This is a genomic window from Glaciimonas sp. OK215 (assembly GCF_057787885.1).
The window spans coordinates 4,296,638-4,318,988 of the sequence record NZ_CM173544.1 but is presented as its reverse complement, the minus strand read 5'-3'; the positions used below and the strand labels follow the sequence as shown (position 1 = coordinate 4,318,988).

At 55.5% G+C, this 22,351-nt stretch carries 33 protein-coding genes; 5 read left to right on the top strand and 28 right to left on the bottom strand.

Annotated features, from left to right (window positions below; genetic code table 11):
• Positions 1 to 310: 310 nt before the first annotated feature.
• The 9 genes from AC3CHX_RS19985 to AC3CHX_RS19945 all read right to left on the bottom strand — a co-directional run bounded on the left by AC3CHX_RS19985 (position 311) and on the right by AC3CHX_RS19945 (position 6,371).
• Positions 311 to 598: a phage tail assembly protein gene (locus AC3CHX_RS19985; protein WP_488629761.1), complete on the bottom strand. Its 288-nt coding sequence runs from the start codon at positions 596 to 598 to the stop codon at positions 311 to 313.
• A 170-nt stretch (positions 599 to 768) separates the two neighbouring features.
• A complete protein-coding gene (locus tag AC3CHX_RS19980; RefSeq protein WP_488629760.1) occupies positions 769 to 1,293 on the bottom strand; it encodes a phage major tail tube protein in 525 nt (174 codons plus the stop codon).
• A gap of 2 nt (positions 1,294 to 1,295) precedes the next feature.
• Positions 1,296 to 2,729, bottom strand: a complete 1,434-nt coding sequence (locus tag AC3CHX_RS19975) for a phage tail sheath subtilisin-like domain-containing protein (protein WP_488629759.1) — start codon at positions 2,727 to 2,729, stop codon at positions 1,296 to 1,298.
• Positions 2,719 to 2,922, bottom strand: a complete 204-nt coding sequence (locus AC3CHX_RS19970) for a hypothetical protein (protein ID WP_488629758.1) — start codon at positions 2,920 to 2,922, stop codon at positions 2,719 to 2,721. The genes AC3CHX_RS19975 and AC3CHX_RS19970 overlap by 11 nt, the downstream gene beginning before the upstream one ends.
• Positions 2,919 to 3,398, bottom strand: coding sequence for a Gp37 family protein (locus tag AC3CHX_RS19965; protein ID WP_488629757.1), 480 nt, complete (start codon positions 3,396 to 3,398; stop codon positions 2,919 to 2,921). The genes AC3CHX_RS19970 and AC3CHX_RS19965 overlap by 4 nt, the downstream gene beginning before the upstream one ends.
• Positions 3,398 to 3,832, bottom strand: coding sequence for a gp436 family protein (locus AC3CHX_RS19960; protein WP_488629756.1), 435 nt, complete (start codon positions 3,830 to 3,832; stop codon positions 3,398 to 3,400). Before AC3CHX_RS19960 ends, AC3CHX_RS19965 begins: the two co-directional genes overlap by 1 nt.
• Positions 3,833 to 3,840: 8 nt before the next feature.
• Complete coding sequence (locus tag AC3CHX_RS19955) at positions 3,841 to 4,176, bottom strand: capsid cement protein (RefSeq protein WP_488629755.1); 336 nt, start codon at positions 4,174 to 4,176, stop codon at positions 3,841 to 3,843.
• Positions 4,173 to 5,198 (bottom strand): major capsid protein, encoded by a 1,026-nt coding sequence (locus AC3CHX_RS19950; protein WP_488629754.1) that lies wholly within the window; start codon positions 5,196 to 5,198, stop codon positions 4,173 to 4,175. The genes AC3CHX_RS19955 and AC3CHX_RS19950 overlap by 4 nt, the downstream gene beginning before the upstream one ends.
• A gap of 42 nt (positions 5,199 to 5,240) precedes the next feature.
• Positions 5,241 to 6,371: a peptidase gene (locus AC3CHX_RS19945; RefSeq protein WP_488629753.1), complete on the bottom strand. Its 1,131-nt coding sequence runs from the start codon at positions 6,369 to 6,371 to the stop codon at positions 5,241 to 5,243.
• A gap of 174 nt (positions 6,372 to 6,545) precedes the next feature.
• Between AC3CHX_RS19945 and AC3CHX_RS19940 the strand changes: the two genes are divergently transcribed.
• Positions 6,546 to 7,310: a hypothetical protein gene (locus AC3CHX_RS19940; protein ID WP_488629752.1), complete on the top strand. Its 765-nt coding sequence runs from the start codon at positions 6,546 to 6,548 to the stop codon at positions 7,308 to 7,310.
• 135 nt (positions 7,311 to 7,445) lie between these two features.
• Here AC3CHX_RS19940 and AC3CHX_RS19935 read toward each other — a convergent pair whose 3' ends face one another.
• The 18 genes from AC3CHX_RS19935 to AC3CHX_RS19850 all read right to left on the bottom strand — a co-directional run bounded on the left by AC3CHX_RS19935 (position 7,446) and on the right by AC3CHX_RS19850 (position 19,869).
• Positions 7,446 to 7,973, bottom strand: coding sequence for a phage virion morphogenesis protein (locus AC3CHX_RS19935; RefSeq protein WP_488629751.1), 528 nt, complete (start codon positions 7,971 to 7,973; stop codon positions 7,446 to 7,448).
• On the bottom strand, positions 7,970 to 8,809 hold the full coding sequence (locus tag AC3CHX_RS19930) for a phage head morphogenesis protein (protein ID WP_488629750.1): 840 nt from the start codon (positions 8,807 to 8,809) through the stop codon (positions 7,970 to 7,972). Before AC3CHX_RS19930 ends, AC3CHX_RS19935 begins: the two co-directional genes overlap by 4 nt.
• Positions 8,802 to 10,277, bottom strand: coding sequence for a phage portal protein family protein (locus AC3CHX_RS19925; protein ID WP_488629749.1), 1,476 nt, complete (start codon positions 10,275 to 10,277; stop codon positions 8,802 to 8,804). The genes AC3CHX_RS19930 and AC3CHX_RS19925 overlap by 8 nt, the downstream gene beginning before the upstream one ends.
• 10 nt (positions 10,278 to 10,287) lie before the next feature.
• Positions 10,288 to 11,811: a terminase large subunit domain-containing protein gene (locus AC3CHX_RS19920; protein WP_488629748.1), complete on the bottom strand. Its 1,524-nt coding sequence runs from the start codon at positions 11,809 to 11,811 to the stop codon at positions 10,288 to 10,290.
• Positions 11,808 to 12,353, bottom strand: a complete 546-nt coding sequence (locus AC3CHX_RS19915) for a DUF3486 family protein (RefSeq protein WP_488629747.1) — start codon at positions 12,351 to 12,353, stop codon at positions 11,808 to 11,810. Before AC3CHX_RS19915 ends, AC3CHX_RS19920 begins: the two co-directional genes overlap by 4 nt.
• A 2-nt stretch (positions 12,354 to 12,355) precedes the next feature.
• Positions 12,356 to 12,664: a hypothetical protein gene (locus tag AC3CHX_RS19910; RefSeq protein ID WP_488629746.1), complete on the bottom strand. Its 309-nt coding sequence runs from the start codon at positions 12,662 to 12,664 to the stop codon at positions 12,356 to 12,358.
• Positions 12,665 to 12,676: 12 nt separating this feature from the next.
• The gene (locus AC3CHX_RS19905; protein ID WP_488629745.1) at positions 12,677 to 13,045 is read right to left on the bottom strand and encodes a hypothetical protein; all 369 of its coding nucleotides are present in this window, start codon (positions 13,043 to 13,045) and stop codon (positions 12,677 to 12,679) included.
• A 98-nt stretch (positions 13,046 to 13,143) separates the two neighbouring features.
• Positions 13,144 to 13,566 (bottom strand): hypothetical protein, encoded by a 423-nt coding sequence (locus AC3CHX_RS19900; RefSeq protein ID WP_488629744.1) that lies wholly within the window; start codon positions 13,564 to 13,566, stop codon positions 13,144 to 13,146.
• The gene (locus tag AC3CHX_RS19895; protein ID WP_488629743.1) at positions 13,559 to 14,179 is read right to left on the bottom strand and encodes a transglycosylase SLT domain-containing protein; all 621 of its coding nucleotides are present in this window, start codon (positions 14,177 to 14,179) and stop codon (positions 13,559 to 13,561) included. The genes AC3CHX_RS19900 and AC3CHX_RS19895 overlap by 8 nt, the downstream gene beginning before the upstream one ends.
• Complete coding sequence (locus tag AC3CHX_RS19890; protein WP_488629742.1) at positions 14,179 to 14,547, bottom strand: putative holin; 369 nt, start codon at positions 14,545 to 14,547, stop codon at positions 14,179 to 14,181. The genes AC3CHX_RS19895 and AC3CHX_RS19890 overlap by 1 nt, the downstream gene beginning before the upstream one ends.
• A gap of 122 nt (positions 14,548 to 14,669) precedes the next feature.
• Positions 14,670 to 15,068: a hypothetical protein gene (locus AC3CHX_RS19885; protein ID WP_488629741.1), complete on the bottom strand. Its 399-nt coding sequence runs from the start codon at positions 15,066 to 15,068 to the stop codon at positions 14,670 to 14,672.
• An 84-nt stretch (positions 15,069 to 15,152) separates the two neighbouring features.
• A complete protein-coding gene (locus AC3CHX_RS19880) occupies positions 15,153 to 15,491 on the bottom strand; it encodes a nucleotidyltransferase family protein (RefSeq protein ID WP_488629740.1) in 339 nt (112 codons plus the stop codon).
• Positions 15,492 to 15,552: 61 nt separating this feature from the next.
• A complete protein-coding gene (locus AC3CHX_RS19875) occupies positions 15,553 to 16,248 on the bottom strand; it encodes a pentapeptide repeat-containing protein (RefSeq protein WP_488629739.1) in 696 nt (231 codons plus the stop codon).
• Positions 16,249 to 16,486: 238 nt separating this feature from the next.
• Complete coding sequence (locus AC3CHX_RS19870; protein WP_488629134.1) at positions 16,487 to 17,737, bottom strand: IS256 family transposase; 1,251 nt, start codon at positions 17,735 to 17,737, stop codon at positions 16,487 to 16,489.
• Positions 17,738 to 17,786: 49 nt separating this feature from the next.
• Entirely contained in the window at positions 17,787 to 18,008 is a 222-nt protein-coding gene (locus AC3CHX_RS19865; protein WP_488629738.1) for a hypothetical protein, read from the bottom strand.
• A 30-nt stretch (positions 18,009 to 18,038) separates the two neighbouring features.
• Entirely contained in the window at positions 18,039 to 18,656 is a 618-nt protein-coding gene (locus tag AC3CHX_RS19860; RefSeq protein WP_488629737.1) for a hypothetical protein, read from the bottom strand.
• Positions 18,653 to 19,456 carry a hypothetical protein gene (locus AC3CHX_RS19855; protein ID WP_488629736.1) on the bottom strand — a complete coding sequence of 268 codons (804 nt, stop codon included), beginning with the start codon at positions 19,454 to 19,456 and terminating at the stop codon, positions 18,653 to 18,655. The genes AC3CHX_RS19860 and AC3CHX_RS19855 overlap by 4 nt, the downstream gene beginning before the upstream one ends.
• Positions 19,453 to 19,869 carry a helix-turn-helix domain-containing protein gene (locus AC3CHX_RS19850; RefSeq protein ID WP_488629735.1) on the bottom strand — a complete coding sequence of 139 codons (417 nt, stop codon included), beginning with the start codon at positions 19,867 to 19,869 and terminating at the stop codon, positions 19,453 to 19,455. Before AC3CHX_RS19850 ends, AC3CHX_RS19855 begins: the two co-directional genes overlap by 4 nt.
• A gap of 115 nt (positions 19,870 to 19,984) precedes the next feature.
• On the opposite strand from AC3CHX_RS19850, the gene AC3CHX_RS19845 reads away from it, so the two are divergent.
• Positions 19,985 to 20,209 (top strand): DNA-binding protein, encoded by a 225-nt coding sequence (locus AC3CHX_RS19845; protein ID WP_488629734.1) that lies wholly within the window; start codon positions 19,985 to 19,987, stop codon positions 20,207 to 20,209.
• 42 nt (positions 20,210 to 20,251) lie between these two features.
• Here the strand turns inward: AC3CHX_RS19845 and AC3CHX_RS19840 are convergent, their stop codons facing one another.
• Complete coding sequence (locus tag AC3CHX_RS19840) at positions 20,252 to 20,497, bottom strand: hypothetical protein (protein ID WP_488629733.1); 246 nt, start codon at positions 20,495 to 20,497, stop codon at positions 20,252 to 20,254.
• Between the two features lie 112 nt (positions 20,498 to 20,609).
• Between AC3CHX_RS19840 and AC3CHX_RS19835 the strand changes: the two genes are divergently transcribed.
• Genes AC3CHX_RS19835 through AC3CHX_RS19825 form a run of 3 tightly spaced genes read left to right on the top strand, consistent with a single transcriptional unit; the run spans position 20,610 to position 22,343 of the window.
• Positions 20,610 to 21,092, top strand: coding sequence for a hypothetical protein (locus AC3CHX_RS19835; RefSeq protein ID WP_488629732.1), 483 nt, complete (start codon positions 20,610 to 20,612; stop codon positions 21,090 to 21,092).
• Between the two features lie 7 nt (positions 21,093 to 21,099).
• Positions 21,100 to 21,411, top strand: a complete 312-nt coding sequence (locus AC3CHX_RS19830) for an IclR family transcriptional regulator (RefSeq protein ID WP_488629731.1) — start codon at positions 21,100 to 21,102, stop codon at positions 21,409 to 21,411.
• 11 nt (positions 21,412 to 21,422) lie between these two features.
• On the top strand, positions 21,423 to 22,343 hold the full coding sequence (locus AC3CHX_RS19825; protein ID WP_488629730.1) for a DUF3102 domain-containing protein: 921 nt from the start codon (positions 21,423 to 21,425) through the stop codon (positions 22,341 to 22,343).
• Positions 22,344 to 22,351: the final 8 nt, after the last annotated feature.

Genomic DNA, 22,351 nt, shown 5'->3' with positions numbered 1-22,351 from the left:
GGCTGGCGTGGATATCCTTTGCGCATCTGCCATTTTGGGCGGCGCTATGCCTGTTTCCACTCGCTTTGGTGTTATCGGCAATGGCTGTAGCACCGTTGCTTGCTGGCGCGGCATTCATCATTGGAGTACTGGTCGCTAGCGTGCGCTTTGTAATCCGTAAAGTGCTTGATCTCGCTGCACATCGCGCTTGAGTTTGCGCTCTGCCGCATCCACCCAAAACCAGTAATCTTCCATCTCCAGGCCGTTTATTTCAGACGGTTGCATTCCCAGAACGCAAAGCAATATTTCATCCAGCGGCCTCAGTGACTCCTCAGTCGCCCACCATTTTGCGAAAAGAGTCTGTGAGTGATTTGTTGTCAGCCAGATCGAGCTGATCAATATCTTCCAGCGTCAAGCCAGTCAGCCGAGCAAACAGAAAATCTTCCTGTTCCGCCGCATTTTTGCTGTATTTGTCAGCCGCCTTCACATCGGATCGTTTACCGCGACGCAGCGTCAACGTTTCAATACGCTGACCTGCAGCGCTTTTAAATGGATATTGGAGCGTGATGGTGACTTCTGAAGTAGCCGTCACGGGAGATGACGCGGTGGTGTTGGTCATGGCTGTTTCCTTGGTGTGAGTTGAAATAAATGATGCACACAAGGATTGTCGGGCGATGCGACGATGGAGTCAGTTAAACAGATTTAAAAACGATTGACGCAAAACAAAACAGGCTCGCCGAAGTGAGCCTGCTCTATGAGATAAAAATGAAGTTACAGATGATTGTGTGATTACCCACCTATATTGGCACGGTAATCCGCCAGCATATCCTCGCCATCGATGCGGAAAATATTCGCCATATAGTCCAGTTCCAGCACTTCTTCGCCATCAATCACCTGCTTGATGTAAGTGGCGGAAAAGTTTGATCCGAACTCGGCATTGTCATGCTGCTTGAATGTGCCCAGCGGATTCTTCTTGAACATCACGGTGAGGTAAGTGACCAGCGCAACTTCCCTGATCCGCCCCTGCGAGGCGTAGGTCTCAATACTGGAGCGGCATTGCAACTGCACCGCCTTGAAGGGATTGCCGACCGTTTTGGCAACTTCCTTGTAGAGCGAATTCCATTTGACCTCGCCCTCCAGCTTGTCAAAGCCGCTCGGCAATTCGATCTTGCCGATCATGCCCAACGCTTTGTGTTCCGCCATGATCGCGCTGATGTCGGGCAATTTGATCTCTTCGGCACGGCCGAGCAGAGAGTTGCCGTTCAGGTAGACATTCGCGTTGGTGATACGGTTGATCTCGATTTTTCCGGCCATGATCAGTTGCCTCCCTTCAGTGTTACCAGATACTCCGAGGTGATCTCGGTCTCAAACGTCAGGCGCTCCAATGGCGGCGGCACGGTGTACTTGTAGCAGATCAACAAATGGCCGTTAGCCAGTTCGGTTTCCTCGTTACGCGCCGGATCGAACCATGCCTTGAATCCAAGCAACGCACCGTCGCCGATCAACTTGCGGCCATAGCCATTGACGGACTCGGTCAGCGCATCGATCAAGCCCTGATTGATCGGCATATCCATGAACTGCTGACTGAAATAACGGATCGACTCGTTAATCACATCGCCAGTCCGGCGCACGTTCTCGAAATTGCGCATGTGGGTGACCGTCGGCCAGGCCGCAGTCCGATTGCCCCACAGGCGGAAACCCGAGCCGTAGCTGCTGAACACCGTGGTGATTCCCTGCTCGTTGAGTAGATTCACCTCAGACTGCGGATCGTCGATCATCGCCGACAGTTGTCGCTCAACGCCGATCACACCCGCCAGTTCCTGGTTGGAACTCGACCACCAGAACCCCTTGTCCAGATCGACCTTGGCACGCAGTCCCGCAGCGCGTGCCGACAGTGGCTCCAGGCGCTCGGCATTCAATACCGGATCGTAGACCTTCACATGCGGATAGCACAGGCGCACGCGGTCGCTCGACGTATTGAAGTTGATGGTGCCAAGCGGCCCGCGTCCGGCCAGCGCCTGGGCGTAGGTGGTACCGATCGGCGCGTCGATATAGGCTACTGCGCCCAACTGAGATGCCATCGCGGTCAGTTCGGTCGCGACAGAATTCAAGGTGCAATAGGCTGGCGAGATCAGAATCTTGGCGAAGAAGCCGAACCGGTTATAGGTATCTTTCAGCGCTTTGATGCCAGTCCGGTCTCCGGCCGCATTGACCGTGCCGATAATATCGGCAGCTGTGACCTTGGTCGGATCGGCGTAATCATAGCTACCCTTGAGCGTTGCCGCGCCAGCGTCGATGGCGCCGGTTTTGACACGTTCGATGACGCCGGTCATCGGATCAAGCAGGTAATCGGTGTCGACCTGATACGTGACAGTGCTATCGCTGTTTTTCAACACCAGATTGGCGACAACAGGATGCGCAGTTTTGGCGCGGCCGGTGGCTGCGTCGAAGGCGATAGCCTCGTCGGGCACCGCAGTTTTATGCATGTCCGGGTCCAGCACATTGATGACGATGACCGTGCCGGTACCGTAATCGTAGATCGCATCCAGTCCCTGCGGAATGGTGAAGCCGGGCAGTTGCGCGCCAAATGCCGCCGCATCTTTTTCGGACAAGCTCAAGGTGGCCGCATTCACCGGGCCGACCGGCGCGGTGCCGATCAAGGCAATGACTGCCGACTTGACGGTGCGTACCGGACGTTTGCCGCGCTCGACTTCGATCGTCTCGACACCGTGCAGATAATTAGCTGGCATTGGTGAGCTCCTTCGATTTGGCTTGTTTGGGATTTGGCAGCGGCGTCAGGTGGCCCAATGCCAGCAAGGTCATGGTGTATTCATTGTCTCGCGGCAGATCAACTTCCGCGCCGGTGTGCAGCATGACCTCCAGCGCTTCTTCTTTGCCCTGCAGCGTGACGCCGCTGGTCGGGCCGCTGTAAATGTATTTCATGAATTTTCTTCCTCTTCACTTTCCATATAATTGACTTGAGTCAGGAGCGGCTCAGTGCCAACATCGGCATCTTCAACCAGCATGTTTTCGGTAGCCACGTCGAGTGCGTACTGCCACAGGCCAGCGTTCTCGCCGAGAAACTTCTCCGACATCGCCCATATCTTGCGGCGACAGTTGGGTGGCTTGTAGCCGATAAGCGCCGTGCGCACGGCATCGAGTTCGTCCACCGCGCCGCCACGGCCATTCAACTGGCGCAGGATGACGGTGATCGACAGTTTCAAGGTGCGCGGCTGACAGACATAGCTCTGATCGATCGTTTCGGCGAACTGGCTGCCGGCGTAACTGACCAGCAGCGCGCCCCTGGCGTGGTTGAGCCGATACTCCAGCGGCTTCTCTGGAAAGTACTCGACCGCCAAATGTGGCTGCCGGGCTTTCAGGCGTACCACCACCGCATCGATAATCTGTAGGGTGCTCATCAATAGCGATCCAGCAGGTCACGGGTAAATGTGCGATTTTTTGCCCGCACCTTGAATTCGCCAGGCTCGGGAGCCGCCGCACCGGTCGGCACACCGATGGTCAGCTTGGCGTCCCGTATCTGCCCCAGCATATGCAGCGCCGACTTGTACGTGCGGGTGACCGCATCCGGCAGTTCATTGCCTTCCGGCCGTCGCGCATACAACCAATGCCGCGCCAGATTGACCGTCATATCCTTGACCACCGATGGCACTGGCGTCAGCGGCAGGTTGTAACGGCCACGCAAATGCGCGTCCACCAGTTCCTCGCCCTGGCGCACGGCTTCTTCGATCACCGCCACATTCATGGCGGTAGCCGTTGCATCGTCGTTGGAAAGCCAGATCAAGGTTTGGCCCGGAATGGACAGCTGCAAATCAGCCAATGAGCAATAGCGCATGGGAAATCTCAGATGCCGCGCACGATGCGAATGACCTGGCCAGCGATTCCAGCTGCGTCCAGGGCAATCCCGTTGCCAACGCCTGCTGCCTTTGCAATGGCACGGCCAGCCGCGTCCGATTGCACCTCGCTGCCAGCGGCAATGAAGTCCCCGGCTTCGACCAGAATGATGCCGAGCACATTGGCAGGAGCCATGTTGTCGGCATTGGTATCGACCTCGACTACACCCAGTGCCTTGGCACCATCGGCACAGACGCTACCATCCAAGGCGACAAAGCGCCGTTGCATGAGCGCCGCTGCGGCCAGCACCGAGGTGGTCAGGATGACTTGTTGCGCTGCATTCATTTGTTCGCTCCCTGGCCGTTACGGCGGCCGTTAGTGTTGGCTAGGTTTTCAGACGGAGCGCTTGCCTGGGCAGGGTCGCCAGCTGCAGGCTTAACGCCATTGGTGCCTGCGATCAGGTAACCGGCATCGGCACCGACCACGACGACTTTGTAAATGTCGGTGTGACGGACGTACTCGACCTTGTTGCCTTCGGCGTCGTACTTGTCGGTTTCCGGCATGCCTTTTTTACGCAGGGTGTAGCCAAACGAAGGGATGTCGTGATCGCCGGATGCGCCTGCGCCGGGCCTGGCCACGTACGCCAGCACGACGTTGTCGCCCCAGATATCCCCGGTGGCACCTTGGCCATCGGCAGCCAGCGCCTCACCGATGAAAATGTCGCCGACACCAAACAATGCCTTCAGGTGTTCCACGGTGATCAGCTTGCGTTCCTGACTGCCAAGCGCCATCGCCAGTCGCTGATGGAATTTCAGCGAGGCATAAGCCGCCGCGCCCATGACGATGGTATTCGGTCGCATGCCGGTGCGCTGACGCACGACTTCCTTGCCATCTTCGATATTCTTGATCGGGTCGCCGCCGTTGTTGCTCCATTGGCTGGCACCGGACAACAGGATCTTGGCACCGGCATCGTAGGTAGCTGGACTCTGCGCCAGACGTCCGGCGGCAACTTCCCGCCCCAAGTCAATCGCATCCTTGACGCGTTTGGCCGCCTTGGCCTCTTCGTTAAACATCGCTTCGGCCGTTTCCCGATAGTCAATCGGGTAAGCCAGATCGTGTTCGCGCAGCACCACATCCATCGTGTCGACATCATCGGCCGTCATGACGTTGGTTTTGGCGCGAATGGCGCGTTCCGTTACCCACAAGCGGAACGCCTCCTTGCCGAACAGCGGGATGATGCCGGCTTCTTTACCGATCTCGGCGATGGGGAACAGGTTCTCGCCAATGAATTGGGCGTTGTGATAGCCACGCGCCAGGTTGGTCAGTACCGGGTCGACGACCCGGAGTTTCTTCAAACGATCTGCCATGTAAAACTCCAGTTAACGATGTTGTGAGTGACAGCTTGTGGGCTACAGCAGTGAGCGCACTGCTGCTTCGTAGGAGATCCCTTTTTCTGCCGCCAGCGCGGTGGCGTCGACATGCAAATTGAGGCGCTCGGGGTCGGTCTGTTTTTCTGCAAAGTCTGCGCTGCCGACATCGCCACCTTTGACGGACTTGCCCTTGGTAGCGTGCTCGCCGAAATCGACCACCTTCGGCAGGTCGCCGAGGAAACCTTTAAAGGCAACGGCCAGCGGTTGTTTTTCAGCGCCATCCCCGAACTCGATGACGGTGTCGCCATCGGCGAAATCGAGGAATGCCACCACGGTATTTTTATGCTTGGGGGCTAGCCTGGCATCGGCGATCATCTGCTCGGCGTAGGCAACATGGTCAGCGTGACGACGGGTCGCGGCAGCGGCTTGCTTCTCGCTTTTCTCAGCGGCCAGTTGCGCTTTTAGCTGGGCATTCTCGGATTCCAGCCGTGCTTTTTCTTCAGGGGTCACTTGATGCTCCTCGTTCATGGTTGCAGTGGTTGTGTTCGGTAAGGCCGGGTTATCGATCGGATCGGCAAATGAACCACGGTTATCATTCTGGCGAGCGGCTTCGCTCATGCTGTCGATTTGCCAGTTCGGCACGACTTCATCGGCCACCTCCTGGCCATGCTTGCCGATCATCCATTCGCGCAAGCGACGCCATAATGATGCGTTTGTTTCCATTCCCCAATCAGAGAACTCGACCACGCCATCTTCTGCATCGGCAAATTCGGCCTGTTTCAGCCCCTTGACTGCAGGTGCCATCGCACCGAGGAATCCCACGTGACGCAGGTAATAAACGCCAGGCACCGGGTTGTTGGCGGCATCCGGCAAATAGAAGCTAGCGCTGATTTTTTTATAGCGCCCGGCGCTGACCAGTTCAGCAAACTCGGCATCGACCTGTTGCGACTCGGCTGTGAGGCCGTCGCCATCGACAGCAAGCGACTTGACCCAGCCATACGCTGGCGCATCGTGTCTGGGGTGGCCGATCACAATCGGCGCTTCGTGCGTGGCCGGATCGTAAGCGCGCGCACTGGCTTCCAGATCGGATTCAGAGAAATCCAGCGTCAGGCCGGACATGGCCTTGCGGCGGCCGGACTTGAAAATATGCAGAGGTTTGATTGAGTTCATGCCGCAATGATCAGGCGGCGAAAGGATGGGGTCTTTTAATCCGCTTTACAGTCGATAGCGGCCAAAATAACCTCAACTATTCCAATAGCATTGCTAAAATGCTCTTAGTCTGGAGGAGCCGAACCCTAGGTTTTTAGGTTCGGCTGGGCGTTCAGCGACAACCGGGGACAGGCCTTGAATGAAAAAGTGAATAAAATATTTGCGTTCCTGGATAAGCATCATGCTTGGAATGATGCGTTTCAAATTGAGGAATACAAGAAGACCTTGACTCACTGTGAGGACGCTAGATCTCGTCTTAGGGCGCTGATGCACATGATAGTCAACACGCAATCAAAGCCGAAGCTCGAACCTTTAGCGAAGTTTTGGCAGCGCTTTGAAGAGCACCGGTGGGAGAAGAATGGCCCATCACTATCCGAGCTGATCAATTTCTTCGAAGAAGGCAAACCGCCAAAGTCAAAAACTGGTCCCTGGGACCACCTTTTCCAGGTCATCAAGGCGCAAAAAGGCTGGGGTCCAAAGACTGCAGCGCTCTTCGTCAAATGCGTGATAAAGATTCATCGCTCAACGCAGGATAACTTGCATTTCTTGAGTGATATCTCCGTGGCGCAGAAGCCAATTGAGGCTGACCGGATTTACCTACCGGTGGACGCCGTCATCATTCACATTTTCAAGAATATCTCGACGGAAGGTCGCAGTGATTTTCGAAGCATCAACAGCTATCTCCAGAAGCAGAAGTACACCGCTGAACAGATGCTAACGTGGGATGACCTGTGGTTCTGGGGATTTTTTACGCAGAACTCAAAGGGAGGTTCTCGCAACGGCACGAAGTGGAATGCTGCGAAGTACTGGAGTCAACTATCCGCCCCGAAAAGCAAGATCAAGATCAAGGAGGTGGAGGCGTTGTGTGTCAAATTTATTGCCTTGTTGCCGTCTTCTTAGTTGAGCGCCATAGTAATTGCGGGAGAGACCGGCGCTGGCAAGGCCGCAATAGCGCCTTTACAAGCCTTTACAGCGCGGTAATCCGGTAAAACTGCGCCGTTGCGCGTCCTCGGTGCCGGGACGCGCCCAGCGGCGCTATACGCCCGCAGCAGTTTTGAGATGATCGAGGATGGAATCAAGCACCGATACGCGGACTTCCGGCTGCAATTCGCCATCGGCAGTCAGCGGCAAATAAGGCCGTGCCGTAATCTTCACCGAGCGGCCGCGACCGGCATCGCCGCCGAAGTGCTGGATGGCGGCATACACCTTGTTGCTGCCGATCATCGCTTCCATGCTGTTGTAATCGGTGGTAACGGAGGCAGCCAGCCCACCGGTATGCTGGAGGATGCGAAATCCCGCATCAAGCTGGCGTTGGACCGATGCCTTCAATTTGCCATTCTTGTTGTACGCCTTGCCGCCGCCGATACGCATGTGCTTGGTGGCTTCCGCCAGCGGCTCCCATTTCGGCCGTCCTTCCTCGGCAAAGTTGCGCTCAGTCTCAAACGCCAATACGCCTGCGATCTTGCGCATGGCCGGTGTCAGATCGGCGGCAGATCGCTCCAGACGCGACAGCGCTGCTTGCAGCTGGCGGTCGTCAATGATGATCGCTTTGGTCTGACTCATGGCAACTCTCGTTTGGCCAGCTTGCCTAACTCACCGGCATGGCGCTGTGTCTCCGGCTGCCAGGCGGCGGCACCGGCGTTGTAGCTCCAGCCGACATCCGGCGACACCGTGAACTGGCGTTGCGTCACCGGATCAACTGCCTTGTAGGTAGCGACTTCCCGGCGTTCGCCGGTTTTTTCGGAAACCGAACGCACATGCCCCAGTTTGCCGGCCGATGACTCGACCACGATCCCCAGCTTCAACACGTCGCGTGCCGACAAGGCAACCACACGGCAGCGGCAGCCCCAGCCGTTCGGCGGATAGAACGACTGCCAGAACGGATCGTCGTAACGCAACACCTTGCCGTTCATGGCGCGATGGCTATGCCGCGTCTTGCCGTCCAGGATGGCGACATACATCCAGTACGGCCGGTCATCGACATTCGCCAGTTGCGCCTGGAAACGGCCAGCCATGTACGCCGTTTGCAGGTTGCTGCGATAGATGGTCTGCAAGCGCCAGGGACTGCCCATCTGCACCTGGCTGACCTCGCCGGTGCCAGGATCGATATGATCCTGTTTTCCCCACCAGCCCTTGGCTTGCAAGACCGGCGTCAGTTCCTTTTCAAACCAGGCGAAAGTCTTGCCCTCGTCAATCGCCTTTTGCACCGCACTGCGGATATCTTCCAGGATATCCAGGCGCGTGACCTTGGCGACGGTGAATGCCAGGGCGTGGGCTTCTTGCCATTGCTCCTCCCAATCCCAGGTAATGGCGAATCCCTTGCGCTGCAGATACGCCATCGCCTGCTGCGGCGGCAAAGTCATGCAATAGGCCAGATCGACCTTGTCGGCATCAGGCATGGAGGCGGCCCCACACGTTGGCGACGAAATACGCACGCTCCAGGCGCTCCTGCAAACCGCTGGCATCCATCTCTGGATACAACTCGGCCAACATGGCCAGCAGCACCGCCGGTTGTGCGCCGTCCTTCACCAGCGCCAACAGCGGTGCCAGCATGGCTTGGGCGTCCGCATTCAATGCACCGACCGAGAGCGCATCGAGCGCGGCATCCAGCGCGTCCTGATCAGGAGCATCCGCAGTGTCGGCAAAGGCCGCAGATGTTGCAAAAGCCGGATCGGTCTGGGCCGCACCGACCAGATCACCGTCTTCCAGCGCATAGGAACGCTTGAAATAGTGCGGCGTGAACCTGGCACCGGCACGCATGAGCTTCTCGTCGCGACCGGCTTGCACTTCATCGACTTGCTGCTGTTCCCACATCGAGAACACCGGCCGTGCATCGTCACTGAAGTTCAGGTCGCCGATCCAGCGGATCAGCATATTCAAGGCTTCTTCAATGATGGCCTTGTCGCCGTCCCGAATATCGCGAGTCACTTCCAGCCCAACCTGGGCGCTGGCGCGATTGGCGGTCGCCTCGGTGGTCTGGTTTTGACCCAGCAATGCAATCGAGATTTCGGAACGGCAGTAATGCAGCAAGCGTTCGTAGACCTCGGCGCTGCCGGTTTTGCCAGCCGCTTCCTTGATCTCCACGCTGGAATCGTCGGGGATGACGGCGACGGCATCCTGCACCATGTCTTCCAGGCTATCCAGCAGCAAGTTGTTTTCCCCCTCGGAGGCGCTGCGCGGATGCTTGCCGATCACCCACGGTGCGCCATATTTCTCGGTGAACTGCACCCAGAATTTCAGACCGCCTTTTTTAAACACCGTGGGCCAGAAACACATCGACAGATCAGCGAAGCCGTAGGGATTGTCGTAACTTGCATCCTGGCGCGGCACCAGAAATTTACGCACCGGCACTTGTTCCCCCTTCAGGCGGTTCAGCCTGGTGCGCAGGCGCAGCGCATTGTCCTGGTCGTAGACAAACCATTCGGCCGGTTTGCCAACGATGTCGATCGGCACGATATAGCTGCCGACCTTACCCCACATTACCTCCAGCGGCTGGTAGCCAAACATCACCGCATCCAGCATTTCCGTGATAATCCGGCTCAGGTCGATGTCAGCGAAAATGCCCTTGACTACGGCAGTCGCACGACTGCTGGCTTTGCCTTTATCAATTCCCCATTCCAAGGTCTTGACCGCTGACTTGCGCCGACGAATACAGCCGCCGACGTGTGCATCGACACGCAGTTCACGATAGACCTTGATATCCTTGCCCAGCGCCTTCAGCACATGGTCTGGATTGGGCAGATGCATGCCCAGCCCATAAAAATCAATGCTGTTGCTGCGTGTCGCAATCTGACTGGTGAGCAATTTTCTCGATTCGCCGAAATTCACGAACTCCGTTGGGCTAACCCAGATTCCCTTGCGCATCATGAACATTCCTTCATACATATCCCCGCGTCAGTTTGGCTGCCTTGCGACGGCGGCGTGACCTCACCGTCACCGGGCCTTTGTTGATTTCACGGCTGGCGAAATACGCCAGTGCCACCGCGACTGCCACATCACCGTGGCGCTTGCCCTCATCCTCGCCAGTAGTGCGTTTATCCGGTATGCGCGGCACGCCACGCACCACCTGCACGGTGCGCATATCGGCCAGCACATCGGCGTCTTGCGGCAGATCGGTCAGCGTGCCATCCTCCAGCGCGGCCTTTACCGGCGGCATGTGTTCGCGGTACCAGCCCTCGGTCAGCATCACTTGTTGGATGCGGCTGGGGCCGTAGCGCTGCATGGCGACCTCTGCCAGAAACTGACCGTTGCCGCGTGCGTCGAATGCGCCGCCGGTAAAGCGCGGTAGCCTGTCCATCAGATAGAAGGCGATTTGTTCCTGCTGGCGAAACGGGACGTTGCGCAACTCGACCATGAAAGGCACGCGCCGCACCAGGTTCTGTAACTGGATCAGCGGCACATGAACGGTCAGGTCGCCGGTACGGCCAAAGTCCTCGCCGTTAAAGGAAATGGCATCGGCAGGCAATGCCATCAGCAATGGCAGCATTTTTTCTTTTAGCCAGTCGCCAGCCTCAGCCTTGCGAATCCCATCGCTGAGCAGCTCGAAGCCGGGCTTGCACTCCCAGCGCAACACCGGCGTGTCGGCAGACATGCGCGCCTCGATCAGGGCGCGGGATAACCAAGTGCCGCCCGAGTTGGCCGGCACGCAATCCAGTTCTTCCTCAGCGCCATCGCCATAAAAGTCGTAGACACCGGCCATCCAAGTCGTTTCTTCCTGGGCCGACCATTCCTTGCCAAGACGCAGGCAGACCCTTTGATACAAGCCGTCAGCCACAGCCTCCCGGAAATCGACGCGGTGTACGCTGCCTTTGCGCTTGCCTGCGCGAATATCCGTTACCAGCTCGTTAAATGCATTGTCTGCGCCGTTGTGCGTGGAAATGACGCGCACACGACCGCCCCAGATCAGCATCGCCAGCGCCGCTTTCAGCAGCTCATCGAGCTGTTCATGGAAGGCAGCCTCATCAATCACAATGGTGCCCTGACGACCGCGCAAATTGGAGGGGCGGCTACTCAGTGCGACAATCCGAAAACCCGAATCAGGAAAGCGGATGGTGTAGGTTTTAATGTGCTTGTCGGCCTCATCCTCTTCCCAGAACCCATCCTCGATCTCAGAGGCCGCATGGTTAAATACCCGCGCCCACATCGCGCATGCCTGGATGAACTCAATCGTCATGTCCTGGTTGTAGGCGATGTAATACACGTTCTGGCCACCGGCCGATCGACTGGCCGCAGCGGTCAGCACGTTGTCTGCCGCCTCGGCCCAGGTGAAACCGGTGCGGCGCGATTTTTCGATTACCTTCAACGGCGACTTGTCAGCTACCCAGCGCTGCTGATATGCCATCAGCACGGCTGGGACTTCGACCAAAGCCGTATTCGGAAGTTGAACGGGAACGGCGGTCACGCGGTGATCCCCAGAATTTCACGGCGCAGCTGGTCGACCGACTCCGCCGACAGGCCGCCTTTCCTGGCGATCTTTTCAACACTGGCAGCGGCCGCTTCGACCTTGCCGCGCACCTCGGACTGGAAGCGTTTCAGGTTGACCGAGGCGCGCGACAAGGTGGCGATGTTCTTGGCAGCGGTGGATAGCAGTTTGACCCGCTCGCCCGGGTCAATGTCTTCGTCGGTCGCCTCCTGCAGATTGACCAGCGTCTCAAACAATTCAGTCTGCACCAGGGCGATCACCGCTTCCGAGCGGGCGTCCTGATCATCGGCCGCGCCTTCAGTCAATAGACGTGCAGCCTCGGTACTGGCTTTGATGGCGGCAAAGCGGCGCTCGATCTTCTGGCCATAGCGATGAATGGCCGACTTGCTGACGGAACAGCCATGCTGCTTGAGCGCTTCTTCCAGCATTTGATAGCCGCTGAAATTGCCTTCGATCAGCGCGTTGTCCAGCCATTCGCGCACCGCCTTCGGCAATTGCGTGACACTGTTACGGCGCGCCATGCTCAGCTCCAGTATTTCTGCGGGCGGGCGATACCCGGCTCGCAGGCGATCGTGTATTCAGCGATATCGACGCCGTAGCGCGTCAGGTCGCCCCACCAGCGGCCGGACGGCTCCTTGCGCAGTTTTACCAGATCACGGTCAGCCAGATAGTCCAACTCGCGCCGCACCTCCATCGGCGTAACGTCGGGATAGATCGATTGCATCGTCATTTGAATCGGCCCTTCGGACAATTCTTCCGGCCGGGCGTTGTTGAGGGCCAGCAGCAGATACCAGCGCAACGATTCGCGACGTACTTTGGCTTGATCAATCATTTTTCGGGTCTCTTATCTTTCTCTCAGTTGCAGATTTTCAATGCGCAAAGCGACGGCATCGAGCTTGGCCTCGATCACGGTCTGGTTGCGCACATAGTCTTCACGCCGCACGTACTGCAGCGGCAACTCGGCCTGGAAGCGCAGGAAATCCCGCTCCAGATTCGACCAGCCCTTGGCCTCGCGCAGGTTCTGTTCGATCACCGCAGTAAATTTTTCATCCCAGTGCCTGGCACCGGTTTCGCGCGCCACCTCCATTGCGGCAAAGCGCTCGTTCAGACGGCGGTCTATCTGCGCCAGTAATAATCTTCCGGCACCAAACGCGAACGCGAAGAACGCCAGCAATAAGGTAACCAATTCCCAAAACGTCATTTGCACCGTCATATCATTTCCTAACCTTCATCACCCAATCAACCACATCAATCAGCCGTCCGGCACACATGCCATACAGGTCGTACATTTCCTTCAGCGCGATGGCCGTGTCATCGGCGTGGTTGCTGGCTGTTGCCACCGGCGGCGGGCAGCGGGTGGCGTATTCCGCCGGCAGCAGCGGCGGCGGCGCGCTCACGGGCCTCGGTGAGGTTGCGCATGATGTCGTCGTCAAAGCGACAGTCAACGCGACTAGCAGCCGTTTTAGCGAGTGCATTTTTTAAATCCTTCGTGGTGTTTGCATCCAGCGCACTGCGGGTCGCCAGCGCGGCACGCATCGCTTTGCTGGCGGCATTGCTGTCGGCAATCAAGCTGCCGTAGGCATCGAGTATTGCGGTCAGGCTCTGGACGGTTTTGGCATTCTGTGCGGCGCGTTCGGTGGCAACTCCCTGAGCATTGCCGACAAAATAGCCGCCGATCGAACCGGCTGTCAGCGCGGTCAACAGGAAACTAGCTGCTGCGATGGGATTAGTCATGACATACTCCGCGTCCCCAGTTGGCGGCGACATAGCCTGGTTCATGGCGCAGCAGGATGCGGCGCGGATAGTCGCGGTTCTCGCGGAAGTTGGCAGCGGATCGGCCAGCGTTGTGGCGTTCGACGGCATCAAACCAGACTGACTTATCGACGCCATTTTTATGCGCCAGACGTTCGTCCCGCCGCACCCAGCCGAGGCCGCCGTTGTAACCGGACAGCACCTTGGCCATGCGCTGGCAATCGTCTACAGCCGCGACACGCTGCCATAGCCAGTAGTCGTACTGCACCAGGGCACGCATCGCCCACGCCACGTTAAATGGCTGCGCAGTCCCGAGCGACTGCGGATACAGGCCCGCGATCCAGGCGGTGGTGCCCGGCATGAATTGCGACAAGCCTTGCGCACCGACATGACTGAGCGCATCGGCACGCCAGCCGGATTCCTGCTGTATCTGGGCGGCGAAGGTAGAAGTCGGCGCATCCATGCCCCACACCGCACGGCCATTGCGGATCAGATCGGCGCGATATTTCGATGCAACCGACGGCACGTCGGCGGCATGGGAATAAGCGCAAACCGCGCCGGAAAACAGCAGGACAAGACAGAAGATGCGCAGCATCACAGCCCCAGCGCGACGCCAATCACCACCGCGCCGACCACAATCGCCCGACGCAGAAGTGCTGCGATGAATACATGGTGATACGGGCCGACAACCGGAAAATCAACATCGTCTTCGGGTTCGTCGGTGCCGTAGCGCCAGTCGCGGTATAGATAGCCGTCTGGACGGCTGTACGGAAATAGGGCTCGATCAATCCAGTAGCCGACGAATGCGGCCAGTGAAATCAGGGACAGCTTGTAGATGGCGATGGGGATTTGTGCCGGTGACAGCACCGCCACCAAGATCAACAGCAGCAGGGAAACAAGGAACCACGCAGTGCCGCGTGGGAAACGGCGGACCAGCGGAATGAATGCGGTGAGACGCGACATAAGACCTCCCTCAATGAACATACCGCCATGTTCGGCGGTATGTTGGGGGAGGTCTTTTAATCTGGTTTAGAGAGCGTTATTTGTACTAGCTCGGATTTGATTTGAGCCATGTTGCATTGATTTCATTGCGGCGTGGGATAGCATTTATCGTCATATCCTAGATAAGGAAAAGCCGGGTCATTGCAATTTGCCCCCAGCTTTCTTTGATAGACAAAGGCTTCTTTACAAAAATGGCTACTTGAAAATAATGAACTTTCATATTCAATGTGAACACACTCGCCACCCATCACCTTACCACTCTGGGTCTTTCTACCAGAGCAGGTAAATGGTTTGTAATATTTTTGGAAATTATCAGACGCAATACTCACTATTTCCCTGCAATCATCATACTTAACATATCCTTCTCTTTCACCTCTGTCTGCGATCACCCACCATACAAATAGTCCGATACCAACCAATGTAGCCAGTCCAGCAATTTCACTATCACCTCGTTGATAATACAAAAATCTTGGGGTTTTCATATATTTTCCAGACCTGACGGTGCAAGTTTTGATGCGAGGCCTACCGTGCTAGCTCAGGGTGCCGCTTGCGAGCCGCCTCAAAAGTTAGGTGTTCCGCTCATAGATCACTATGCCTTCGGCATTCACCGCATGTTGAACAACGGCGTTTCGCCCGGCAGAATCGTACCATTCAAGGTGCAGCGTATGTGGCAGTTGGGGTTGAAGCTCGTCATGCCACTTTTGATGCTCTGACACAAACGACGTGCATGCGTCTTCGTCATTTCCGACAGGATCAATTTCGATTGCAACATCCAAATCGCTGTCAGGAAAGGACGTCGCCTTTGCCCGACTACCATATATCCAAACTTTTTTGACATAGAGCCGTGCCAATGCCCATGCCCTCAGTTTTTCAGCTGCTACTAAAAGATCCGGGCTGAGGCACATTCTCGTCACCTAACATTCGACGAAGCCTGCACACGGCAGGCTGTGAGTCATCAAGAAAAAATTAGTTTTTCTTCTTGAAAAGTTCTTTGAGGTCAACTCCAACACCAAACATAGTAGGTTTTATCTGCAAGGATGCATAGATCCTCCGATAAATACTCACAGAATCTCGTTTCAAAGTATTTTGGCTCTTCACAAACTCTAGGACGTTGGCAGCCCTTTGGATCGCTTGTGATCCAAGATCGACCCCACGCATATCGGTTTCATTGTTAAGTACAGTATCTTCCAGTTGTGCATGCCTTGTTTTCAAAAGCCCGTTGTCGGATAGCTCGACGGATGCAAACGATGCGTTAGGAAGCCTTGCGCCTTCTAGGTTTGCCCCTTTGAGAATGGAGCCATCGAATTGACACAGATAGCATTGAGAGGAGGTAAGTTTGCAGTACGATAAATCCGAGAGCTCAAACTTGCTTTGACTTAGGAAGGCGCTTGATAGATCTGCTGATGAAAGTATTGCTTTTCGCAAGGACGCACAAACGGCGTTACAGGCGCGCAAGTCTGCTCCATAAAGATTTGCTCCATCCAATTGAGATAATGAAAGCTCAGAAAAGCGTAGATCGACTTTTCTGAGCCAAACCCCGTCATAGGCCGCGCCCCCTAATTCGAGTCCGCCGAGGTTAACGCCTCGGAGATCGTTCTCTTGAAATGGAGGAAGGTCAAGCTGAGACAGTCTTTCATTCCATTTCAGCAATTGTTCGTTCAACCGGTTGTTATCTCGATCGTTTTCACGAATGAGTTGTTGAATTGTGTTTCTGTATTCAACTATAGATGGAAAAAGGGTGCACCATCTGGCTCGCAACGAGAAAACATCAGCAACAGAAAATGACGCCAGATTTGGGTGGACGAGGGCTTTGGCTTGATGATGATTTAGAAGTGGCCACGGTTGCGTAAAGGTCCCGTTTGGTGAGGGTGTGCGGGATTTTGTGTAAACGGAATTTCGTTTAATTCGGCGTCATCCGTTCTTCAAACTGAATTGTGAAGCGGTTGAGTGCTCCTTTCCAGTCCCGCAAGGGCATCGTCCACTTCTTGCTGATGTTGTTGAGTGCCAGATAAAACAGCTTGCTGACAGCCTCATCAGTTGGGAATGAACTGCGGGTTTTGATGACTTTCCGCAGGCTCATATTAATGGATTCAATGGCGTTGGTGGTGTAAATGACCTTGCGGATTTCCGGCGGGTAGTCGAAGAACGGCGTGATCCGAGCCCAATTTCGCCGCCAGGACAGGCTGATCGACTGGTAGTCCTTGTCCCACTTTGACTCAAATTCGGTGAGCATGAGTTCGGCTTCATCGACGGTCGCCGCACTGTAGATTCGCTTCAGATCGGTAGCCACTTCCTTCTGCACTTTCCAGGGAACGAAGTTCAGGCTGTTACGCACCATGTGAACGATGCATAGCTGAACAGCTGCTTTCGGATAGACCGCCTCGATGGCGTCAGGGAAGCCTTTCAACCCATCGACGCAGGCAATGAAGATGTCTTGCACGCCACGGTTCTTCAACTCGGTCACCACTTGCAACCAGAATTTGGCACCCTCGGTCTGAGCGATCCACAGGCCCAGCACTTCCTTGTGGCCCTCCATGTTCACGCCGATGGCCAGGTAGACGGCCTTGTTTCGGACAGCCCCTGTGTCGCGCACTTTGACGTGGATGCAGTCGAGATACAGAATCGGATACAAGGCATCGAGCGGCCGGGCCTGCCAGACCTTCACATCCTCGCTCACAGCGTCTGTGACGGACGATATTAGGCTTGGCGATACTTCGGCACCATAAATCTCTTCAAGGTGGCTCTGGATCTCCCTGACCGTCAGGCCACGGGCATACAGGGAGATGATCTTGTCGTCGAAGCCGGTCCAGCGGGTCTGATGCTTGCTGACGATTTGCGGTTCAAACGCGCCTTGACGATCGCGGGGAATATCGAGCGGGAGTGCGCCGAAATCGCCTTTGAGCGTCTTACTGCTGTGGCCGTTGCGAGTGTTGGCCGTGTCGTTGATCACCGCGTCGCTTTTGCCGTGACCGAGATGGTCCGTCATCTCGACCTCCAGCGCACGCTCGACCAACATCTTGGTCAATTGCTTGAGCAAGCCATTTTCGCCAATCAGGTCTTCAGGTTTTTTGTAGTTGGCAAGCAGGCTGTCCGCCAGCTTGACCAGTTCAGGATCGGGCTTGGCCCGTTTGCTGCGTTTTACGTAGGTCATTTTTTCCTCTATGGTGGCAGTGTCCTGCCAAATGACCGTTTACACAAAACTAAATACACCCTCCGTTTGGTAGCATATTTGATGCGCCAATCATTTCGTCTTCAGGTGGCCAATTGAATTTGTCGCCATCTGTTATCTTCGCACATCCATTGCAAAGGTTGAACTCCCGAAACTGAGCCGCTGTCGGTTCGACATAACGCCCCTTCCATGTATTCCATGCCTCAACCGCTTCTTCCATTGATTTTTGCATCAGTTCTTCAGGCTTATTCATGATGGATACGGAAAAGAGGGTTAGCCATCTTCAGAAAAACTCATGAGCTGGTGCAATTTTCCCCGCTGCTTCGATTTTCTTGCGTAGCGCCTCGATATGAGCCAAGTACGCGGCTCTGCCGTCAATTTGAACGTACTCAGCCCGGAGTTGCTTAAGCTGGAGGTCTGACAAGTAAGGTGCTGCTATAGTCTCGAGCTTCGCACTGTAGTTTGCAAGTTGAATGATATAGCCGTAGCGACTAGCAGCTACGCTTTGCGCTATCGTCACGACAAGTAACAATAGCAAATAGTACGCAGCAACTGGGTGTGTGGGGCTTGGAGATGCGGCTCTAGATGTGGTTCTTATGGCACAAAGTATCACCGCTCCGGTGAAGGTGACTACAGCACCAACCAATTGAACCGTCAACATAATTCCCGGTGGTCTTCCGATGACATTCGCTGCGTTTGCATACATTCCGTCCCGAAGCGAATCCATTCCCAGTGTAGACAGTGCGAGAATCCCTGACCAACTCCAGCCGAGAAGCGGCTTCATCAAGTCCCAAAGTCCAGACCCCAGTGCCCCTAAAACGATGGCGCCAATTATGCTGAACAGTCTCTTTTTGTTCATGTGATTTGGCAATCGGGATACCGCTTGGAATTCGTCTCTCATCTACCCCTCCCAGAAGTCTTTTGTTTGACGGCTTGCCATTGCGGGGGCAAATCATCGGCGATAGCGGCACATTCCAAAGTCGATGCCGCCTTTTTATCCTGCAAAACACTGCCAACTGCATAAGGCTGGCCGTCGTATTCGCATACCGTCAGACGGGCCTTGGTGGTCTGTAAGTGCCCGCGCAAAACTTGCGCTTTGTAAGCAAAGAAAACCGCACTCAGAGTTGCCAGAGAGAGTACTAGAATCGACAGTATCAGCCGCTTGTGCGCAGTGGCAATGGCCGCCTGATTGCAGCTAAGCGCATATTCGGCTTCCTCCCGAGAGCATTCCAGTGCGGCCGCAACGCTCTGCAGATCGGCAGTTTGTTTTTTGAAACGCGTATCAAGATCGGTAAACGCCCGCTGAAATTCTTTAAAATTGGTCACCAACTCACGATTGCGCTTAATCAATTTAGTCAGGGCATTAGTCGACTGATCCAGTTGCGCACGGAGTGCGCCCTCGCTTTCTGTGTTGCCAGGCTGAAGACGCAATTGCGCGTTCGCAATCAGCAATTGCAATATTGTCTCGGCCGCCCTGAATTGCTCCAGGCGCATGGTTTCAATGTTGTCGGTGCCGAGAATTTTGTGGATGGATGCCCAGGTTTCCTTCCCAGATTCTCCGAACCGCTCCAGCTGCCTGACTAGCTTATGCAGACTGCGACGTTCATCTCTGGTAAGCAATCTGCTACTGCCTGTATGAATGTGATTGACCACATCACGGCCAGCAACATCCCGCACCGATCCACTAAATTCTTGGCTCATTCCTTCCCTTTACCTACCTTCTTCTTAACGATATCCCGTCCACCGACAACACCTTTGGGTGCTTCATGGAATACCTGCATTGACCCACCAAATCTATTTGATGTCGGCGGTGCAGAACCTGCTGATAACGCAGCAATCACTGCAGCCTTCACCGCTAGCGGTGCTGCACGATAACTCGCTAACAATTCTGCTTCATCGTTTGCTAAGGCTGCTGTTGAGCGAATGCCAGTCACGATGTATTGGATGTCTGCACCAACTTTGGCAATGACGACCAAGTAACCGGCTTTGGGCTGGGTCAGATTTTTTTCATAGTCAATCTGACTTTTTTTAGTGGTTTCCGCGAGCCCGGCAAAGGCAGGCTGGGTAAAACCCAGCCGCTCACGCTCTTCTTTCAGTCTCTCGCCAATGGACACAAAAATATCTCCAAATATGTTTACAGGTAACAAATTAGTTACTATAATTATTCACATCAACTCACATGTCAGCGCGTAAATACAAATCAGCACACACAAACAAGGACGCAACACCATGACCAAATCACGCAAAAAAGTCCGCGAAGAATTTGCCCGTAAGGGCTTGTCATACACATCATGGGCCAGAAAACACGGCTACAGCGCCAACATGGTGATCGAGATCATCAACGACGACGACAGCAACCCTAGACGCAAATGCCTGCGCGGTGAGTGCCACAACATCGCTGTTGCACTCGGCCTAAAAGAAGGCGAAGTGCATCGTCAACTTGTTGCTGCGTGAGGTACGCCATGTCTAACTATGACGCGTTCGGCTTTCCGCTGACTACAGTGATTCTCGGTACACGCGCGCTGCCTCCATCGCACTTGCCATTTCTTTCATTGTGCGGCGGGTCGCCTGCAGATGCTCGCCATCAAACCAAAGACCAGCGGCTATGTGACGTAAGTCCTTTGCATACTGCCTGCCATCCAGCGCACCAGCCAGTTCCATTTTCGTCGCAAGTAGTAACAGCGCCCGTGCAGTTCCCTCAAGCCGTCCAGCCAATTCATGAAAGTCAGTTTCCTTCGTCATCCAAGCCTCACAACTGGTGTGGTTAAGGTCTCAAAGGTTAGATTAACTAACTGACATTGAATAGTACCAGAGCATTTTTTTGTTTGGAATGCCCGTAAGTAAAGGACCTAATGTGAATGCAATTAAAAGACGCAATTGGAAGCGCATTCAACCGACCAGCTTGCGCCATGCCCTGGAGCTATGCAAGGAGTTCGGCCGTGAGCGCCGCAACCTGTCGATAGAGCGGATTGCGGTCGAGATGGGCGTGACCGATCACTGGACCATCTACAAGTGGATACAGACCGGCCGCATTCCGGCCAACATGATTCGCCCCTACGAAGTCGCCTGCGGCATCGACTATGTGACGCGCTGGATGGCGTCCAGCTGCGGCAAATTGTTGATCGACATGCCGACTGGCCGAGCCTTGGTCGAGACAGACTTGGTGGATATGCATAGCGGGTTCGGTGCTGCTATGCAGATGCTGATGGATTTTCATGTGGGTAAGGCCGATGCCGATAAGACGCTGGAAGCGTTGACCAATCACCTGCAGCAGGTGGCATTCCACCACGTCAATGTGACCAAACACGCGACACCGGAATTTTCCTTTGAATCATAGGACAGCCGTGAATAAACCTGATTACACGAATGCCGGACAACAGCGCGTCTTGAAACTGATGCTGCAGCTATTCGGCCATGAAATGCACGGCGTCACGCTGACCGATGCCGCTAAATGGATGCATGTCGCCGCACCGGTGGCTCTGCGCGATCTGCATAACCTGCAAGTCGCCGGTCTGGCCGAGCAGATGGCCGATAGCCACCGCTGGCGCTTGACGCCACGCTTGCCGCAGAAAGCACTGGCCATGTTGGAGGCAATGGAACGCGCCCAGCAACGCGTTGCCGAGACCCGCAATCGTTACACCCGCAACCCTGATTAAAGGAGCGCCAGATGGCACGCAAATCAACAAAAACGACGGCAGTAGAAGACCTTGAATCGCACATCGACACTGGACAGCTGAGCGCCGATGCCAACGCCGTAGCCGTTTTGGCCAAGCAAACCACTATGGTCGCGCAACAACTCGGTTATGAACTGGAATACAACCGGGAGCGTGTGGTGCAGGAAGCGCGCTTTTATATGGCGCAGTCGGCTGAAACGATGCTGGAAGCCGGCAAGCGCTTGATTCTGCTGAAAGAGAATGAACCACACGGAACATTCATCGATATTGTGGAAGAACAATTAGGGCTTGCGGGGCGTACCGTGCAATTAATGATGCAAGCCGCGGTACGTTACCTGAAAAGTCCTGCGTTGGCATCAAAAGCGCAAGCGCTTGCGCTTTTGGGAAAAACCAAGCTGTTCGAGTTGATGGTTTTGGGTGATGACGACATCGTAGAACTGGCCGAAGGCGGCACGGTTGCCGGTTTGAAGCTGGACGAGGTTGACCGCATGACTAGTCGGGAGTTGAAGGCGGCGCTGCGCGAAGAGCGTGCCGAACACAAGGCCACCAGCAATGTATTGGACGACACCACCCAAAAATACACCAGACTAAAAACCAAGCAAGCCCGTATTGCAGCGCCGACACAGGATGAAATCGGCGCACAACTGCGCAGCGAGAGCAGCAGCTACGCCCTGGAAGCTGAAGGTTTAGTGCGCGGTTCCATCCGGGAAGGCTTTCTCCAGCTGCAATCACACGCGCTGGAAAACCACGCCAACCACGACGAATACATGTCCGGCATTCTGGCCCAGCTGGAGCGCTGCATCGCTGAGGTACGCGGCGAACTCGGCATTAAGCAGACCGCAGACGGCAACCCGTTGCCCGAGTGGATGCAGGGTGCTGCTGGGCTCACCCTGGCTACTGCAACAGCGGAATAAAGATGAGC

Excerpts from the sequence above, each read along its gene's own strand:
- AC3CHX_RS19985 (WP_488629761.1), bottom strand. The coding sequence starts at position 598 with ATGACCAACACCACCGCGTCATCTCCCGTGACGGCTACTTCAGAAGTC.
- AC3CHX_RS19980 (WP_488629760.1), bottom strand. The coding sequence starts at position 1,293 with ATGGCCGGAAAAATCGAGATCAACCGTATCACCAACGCGAATGTCTAC.
- AC3CHX_RS19975 (WP_488629759.1), bottom strand. The coding sequence starts at position 2,729 with ATGCCAGCTAATTATCTGCACGGTGTCGAGACGATCGAAGTCGAGCGC.
- AC3CHX_RS19970 (WP_488629758.1), bottom strand. The coding sequence starts at position 2,922 with ATGAAATACATTTACAGCGGCCCGACCAGCGGCGTCACGCTGCAGGGC.
- AC3CHX_RS19965 (WP_488629757.1), bottom strand. The coding sequence starts at position 3,398 with ATGAGCACCCTACAGATTATCGATGCGGTGGTGGTACGCCTGAAAGCC.
- AC3CHX_RS19960 (WP_488629756.1), bottom strand. The coding sequence starts at position 3,832 with ATGCGCTATTGCTCATTGGCTGATTTGCAGCTGTCCATTCCGGGCCAA.
- AC3CHX_RS19955 (WP_488629755.1), bottom strand. The coding sequence starts at position 4,176 with ATGAATGCAGCGCAACAAGTCATCCTGACCACCTCGGTGCTGGCCGCA.
- AC3CHX_RS19950 (WP_488629754.1), bottom strand. The coding sequence starts at position 5,198 with ATGGCAGATCGTTTGAAGAAACTCCGGGTCGTCGACCCGGTACTGACC.
- AC3CHX_RS19945 (WP_488629753.1), bottom strand. The coding sequence starts at position 6,371 with ATGAACTCAATCAAACCTCTGCATATTTTCAAGTCCGGCCGCCGCAAG.
- AC3CHX_RS19935 (WP_488629751.1), bottom strand. The coding sequence starts at position 7,973 with ATGAGTCAGACCAAAGCGATCATCATTGACGACCGCCAGCTGCAAGCA.
- AC3CHX_RS19930 (WP_488629750.1), bottom strand. The coding sequence starts at position 8,809 with ATGCCTGATGCCGACAAGGTCGATCTGGCCTATTGCATGACTTTGCCG.
- AC3CHX_RS19925 (WP_488629749.1), bottom strand. The coding sequence starts at position 10,277 with ATGATGCGCAAGGGAATCTGGGTTAGCCCAACGGAGTTCGTGAATTTC.
- AC3CHX_RS19915 (WP_488629747.1), bottom strand. The coding sequence starts at position 12,353 with ATGGCGCGCCGTAACAGTGTCACGCAATTGCCGAAGGCGGTGCGCGAA.
- AC3CHX_RS19910 (WP_488629746.1), bottom strand. The coding sequence starts at position 12,664 with ATGATTGATCAAGCCAAAGTACGTCGCGAATCGTTGCGCTGGTATCTG.
- AC3CHX_RS19905 (WP_488629745.1), bottom strand. The coding sequence starts at position 13,045 with ATGACGGTGCAAATGACGTTTTGGGAATTGGTTACCTTATTGCTGGCG.
- AC3CHX_RS19900 (WP_488629744.1), bottom strand. The coding sequence starts at position 13,566 with ATGACTAATCCCATCGCAGCAGCTAGTTTCCTGTTGACCGCGCTGACA.
- AC3CHX_RS19895 (WP_488629743.1), bottom strand. The coding sequence starts at position 14,179 with ATGCTGCGCATCTTCTGTCTTGTCCTGCTGTTTTCCGGCGCGGTTTGC.
- AC3CHX_RS19890 (WP_488629742.1), bottom strand. The coding sequence starts at position 14,547 with ATGTCGCGTCTCACCGCATTCATTCCGCTGGTCCGCCGTTTCCCACGC.
- AC3CHX_RS19885 (WP_488629741.1), bottom strand. The coding sequence starts at position 15,068 with ATGAAAACCCCAAGATTTTTGTATTATCAACGAGGTGATAGTGAAATT.
- AC3CHX_RS19880 (WP_488629740.1), bottom strand. The coding sequence starts at position 15,491 with ATGTGCCTCAGCCCGGATCTTTTAGTAGCAGCTGAAAAACTGAGGGCA.
- AC3CHX_RS19870 (WP_488629134.1), bottom strand. The coding sequence starts at position 17,737 with ATGACCTACGTAAAACGCAGCAAACGGGCCAAGCCCGATCCTGAACTG.
- AC3CHX_RS19865 (WP_488629738.1), bottom strand. The coding sequence starts at position 18,008 with ATGAATAAGCCTGAAGAACTGATGCAAAAATCAATGGAAGAAGCGGTT.
- AC3CHX_RS19860 (WP_488629737.1), bottom strand. The coding sequence starts at position 18,656 with ATGAGAGACGAATTCCAAGCGGTATCCCGATTGCCAAATCACATGAAC.
- AC3CHX_RS19855 (WP_488629736.1), bottom strand. The coding sequence starts at position 19,456 with ATGAGCCAAGAATTTAGTGGATCGGTGCGGGATGTTGCTGGCCGTGAT.
- AC3CHX_RS19845 (WP_488629734.1), top strand. The coding sequence starts at position 19,985 with ATGACCAAATCACGCAAAAAAGTCCGCGAAGAATTTGCCCGTAAGGGC.
- AC3CHX_RS19840 (WP_488629733.1), bottom strand. The coding sequence starts at position 20,497 with ATGACGAAGGAAACTGACTTTCATGAATTGGCTGGACGGCTTGAGGGA.
- AC3CHX_RS19825 (WP_488629730.1), top strand. The coding sequence starts at position 21,423 with ATGGCACGCAAATCAACAAAAACGACGGCAGTAGAAGACCTTGAATCG.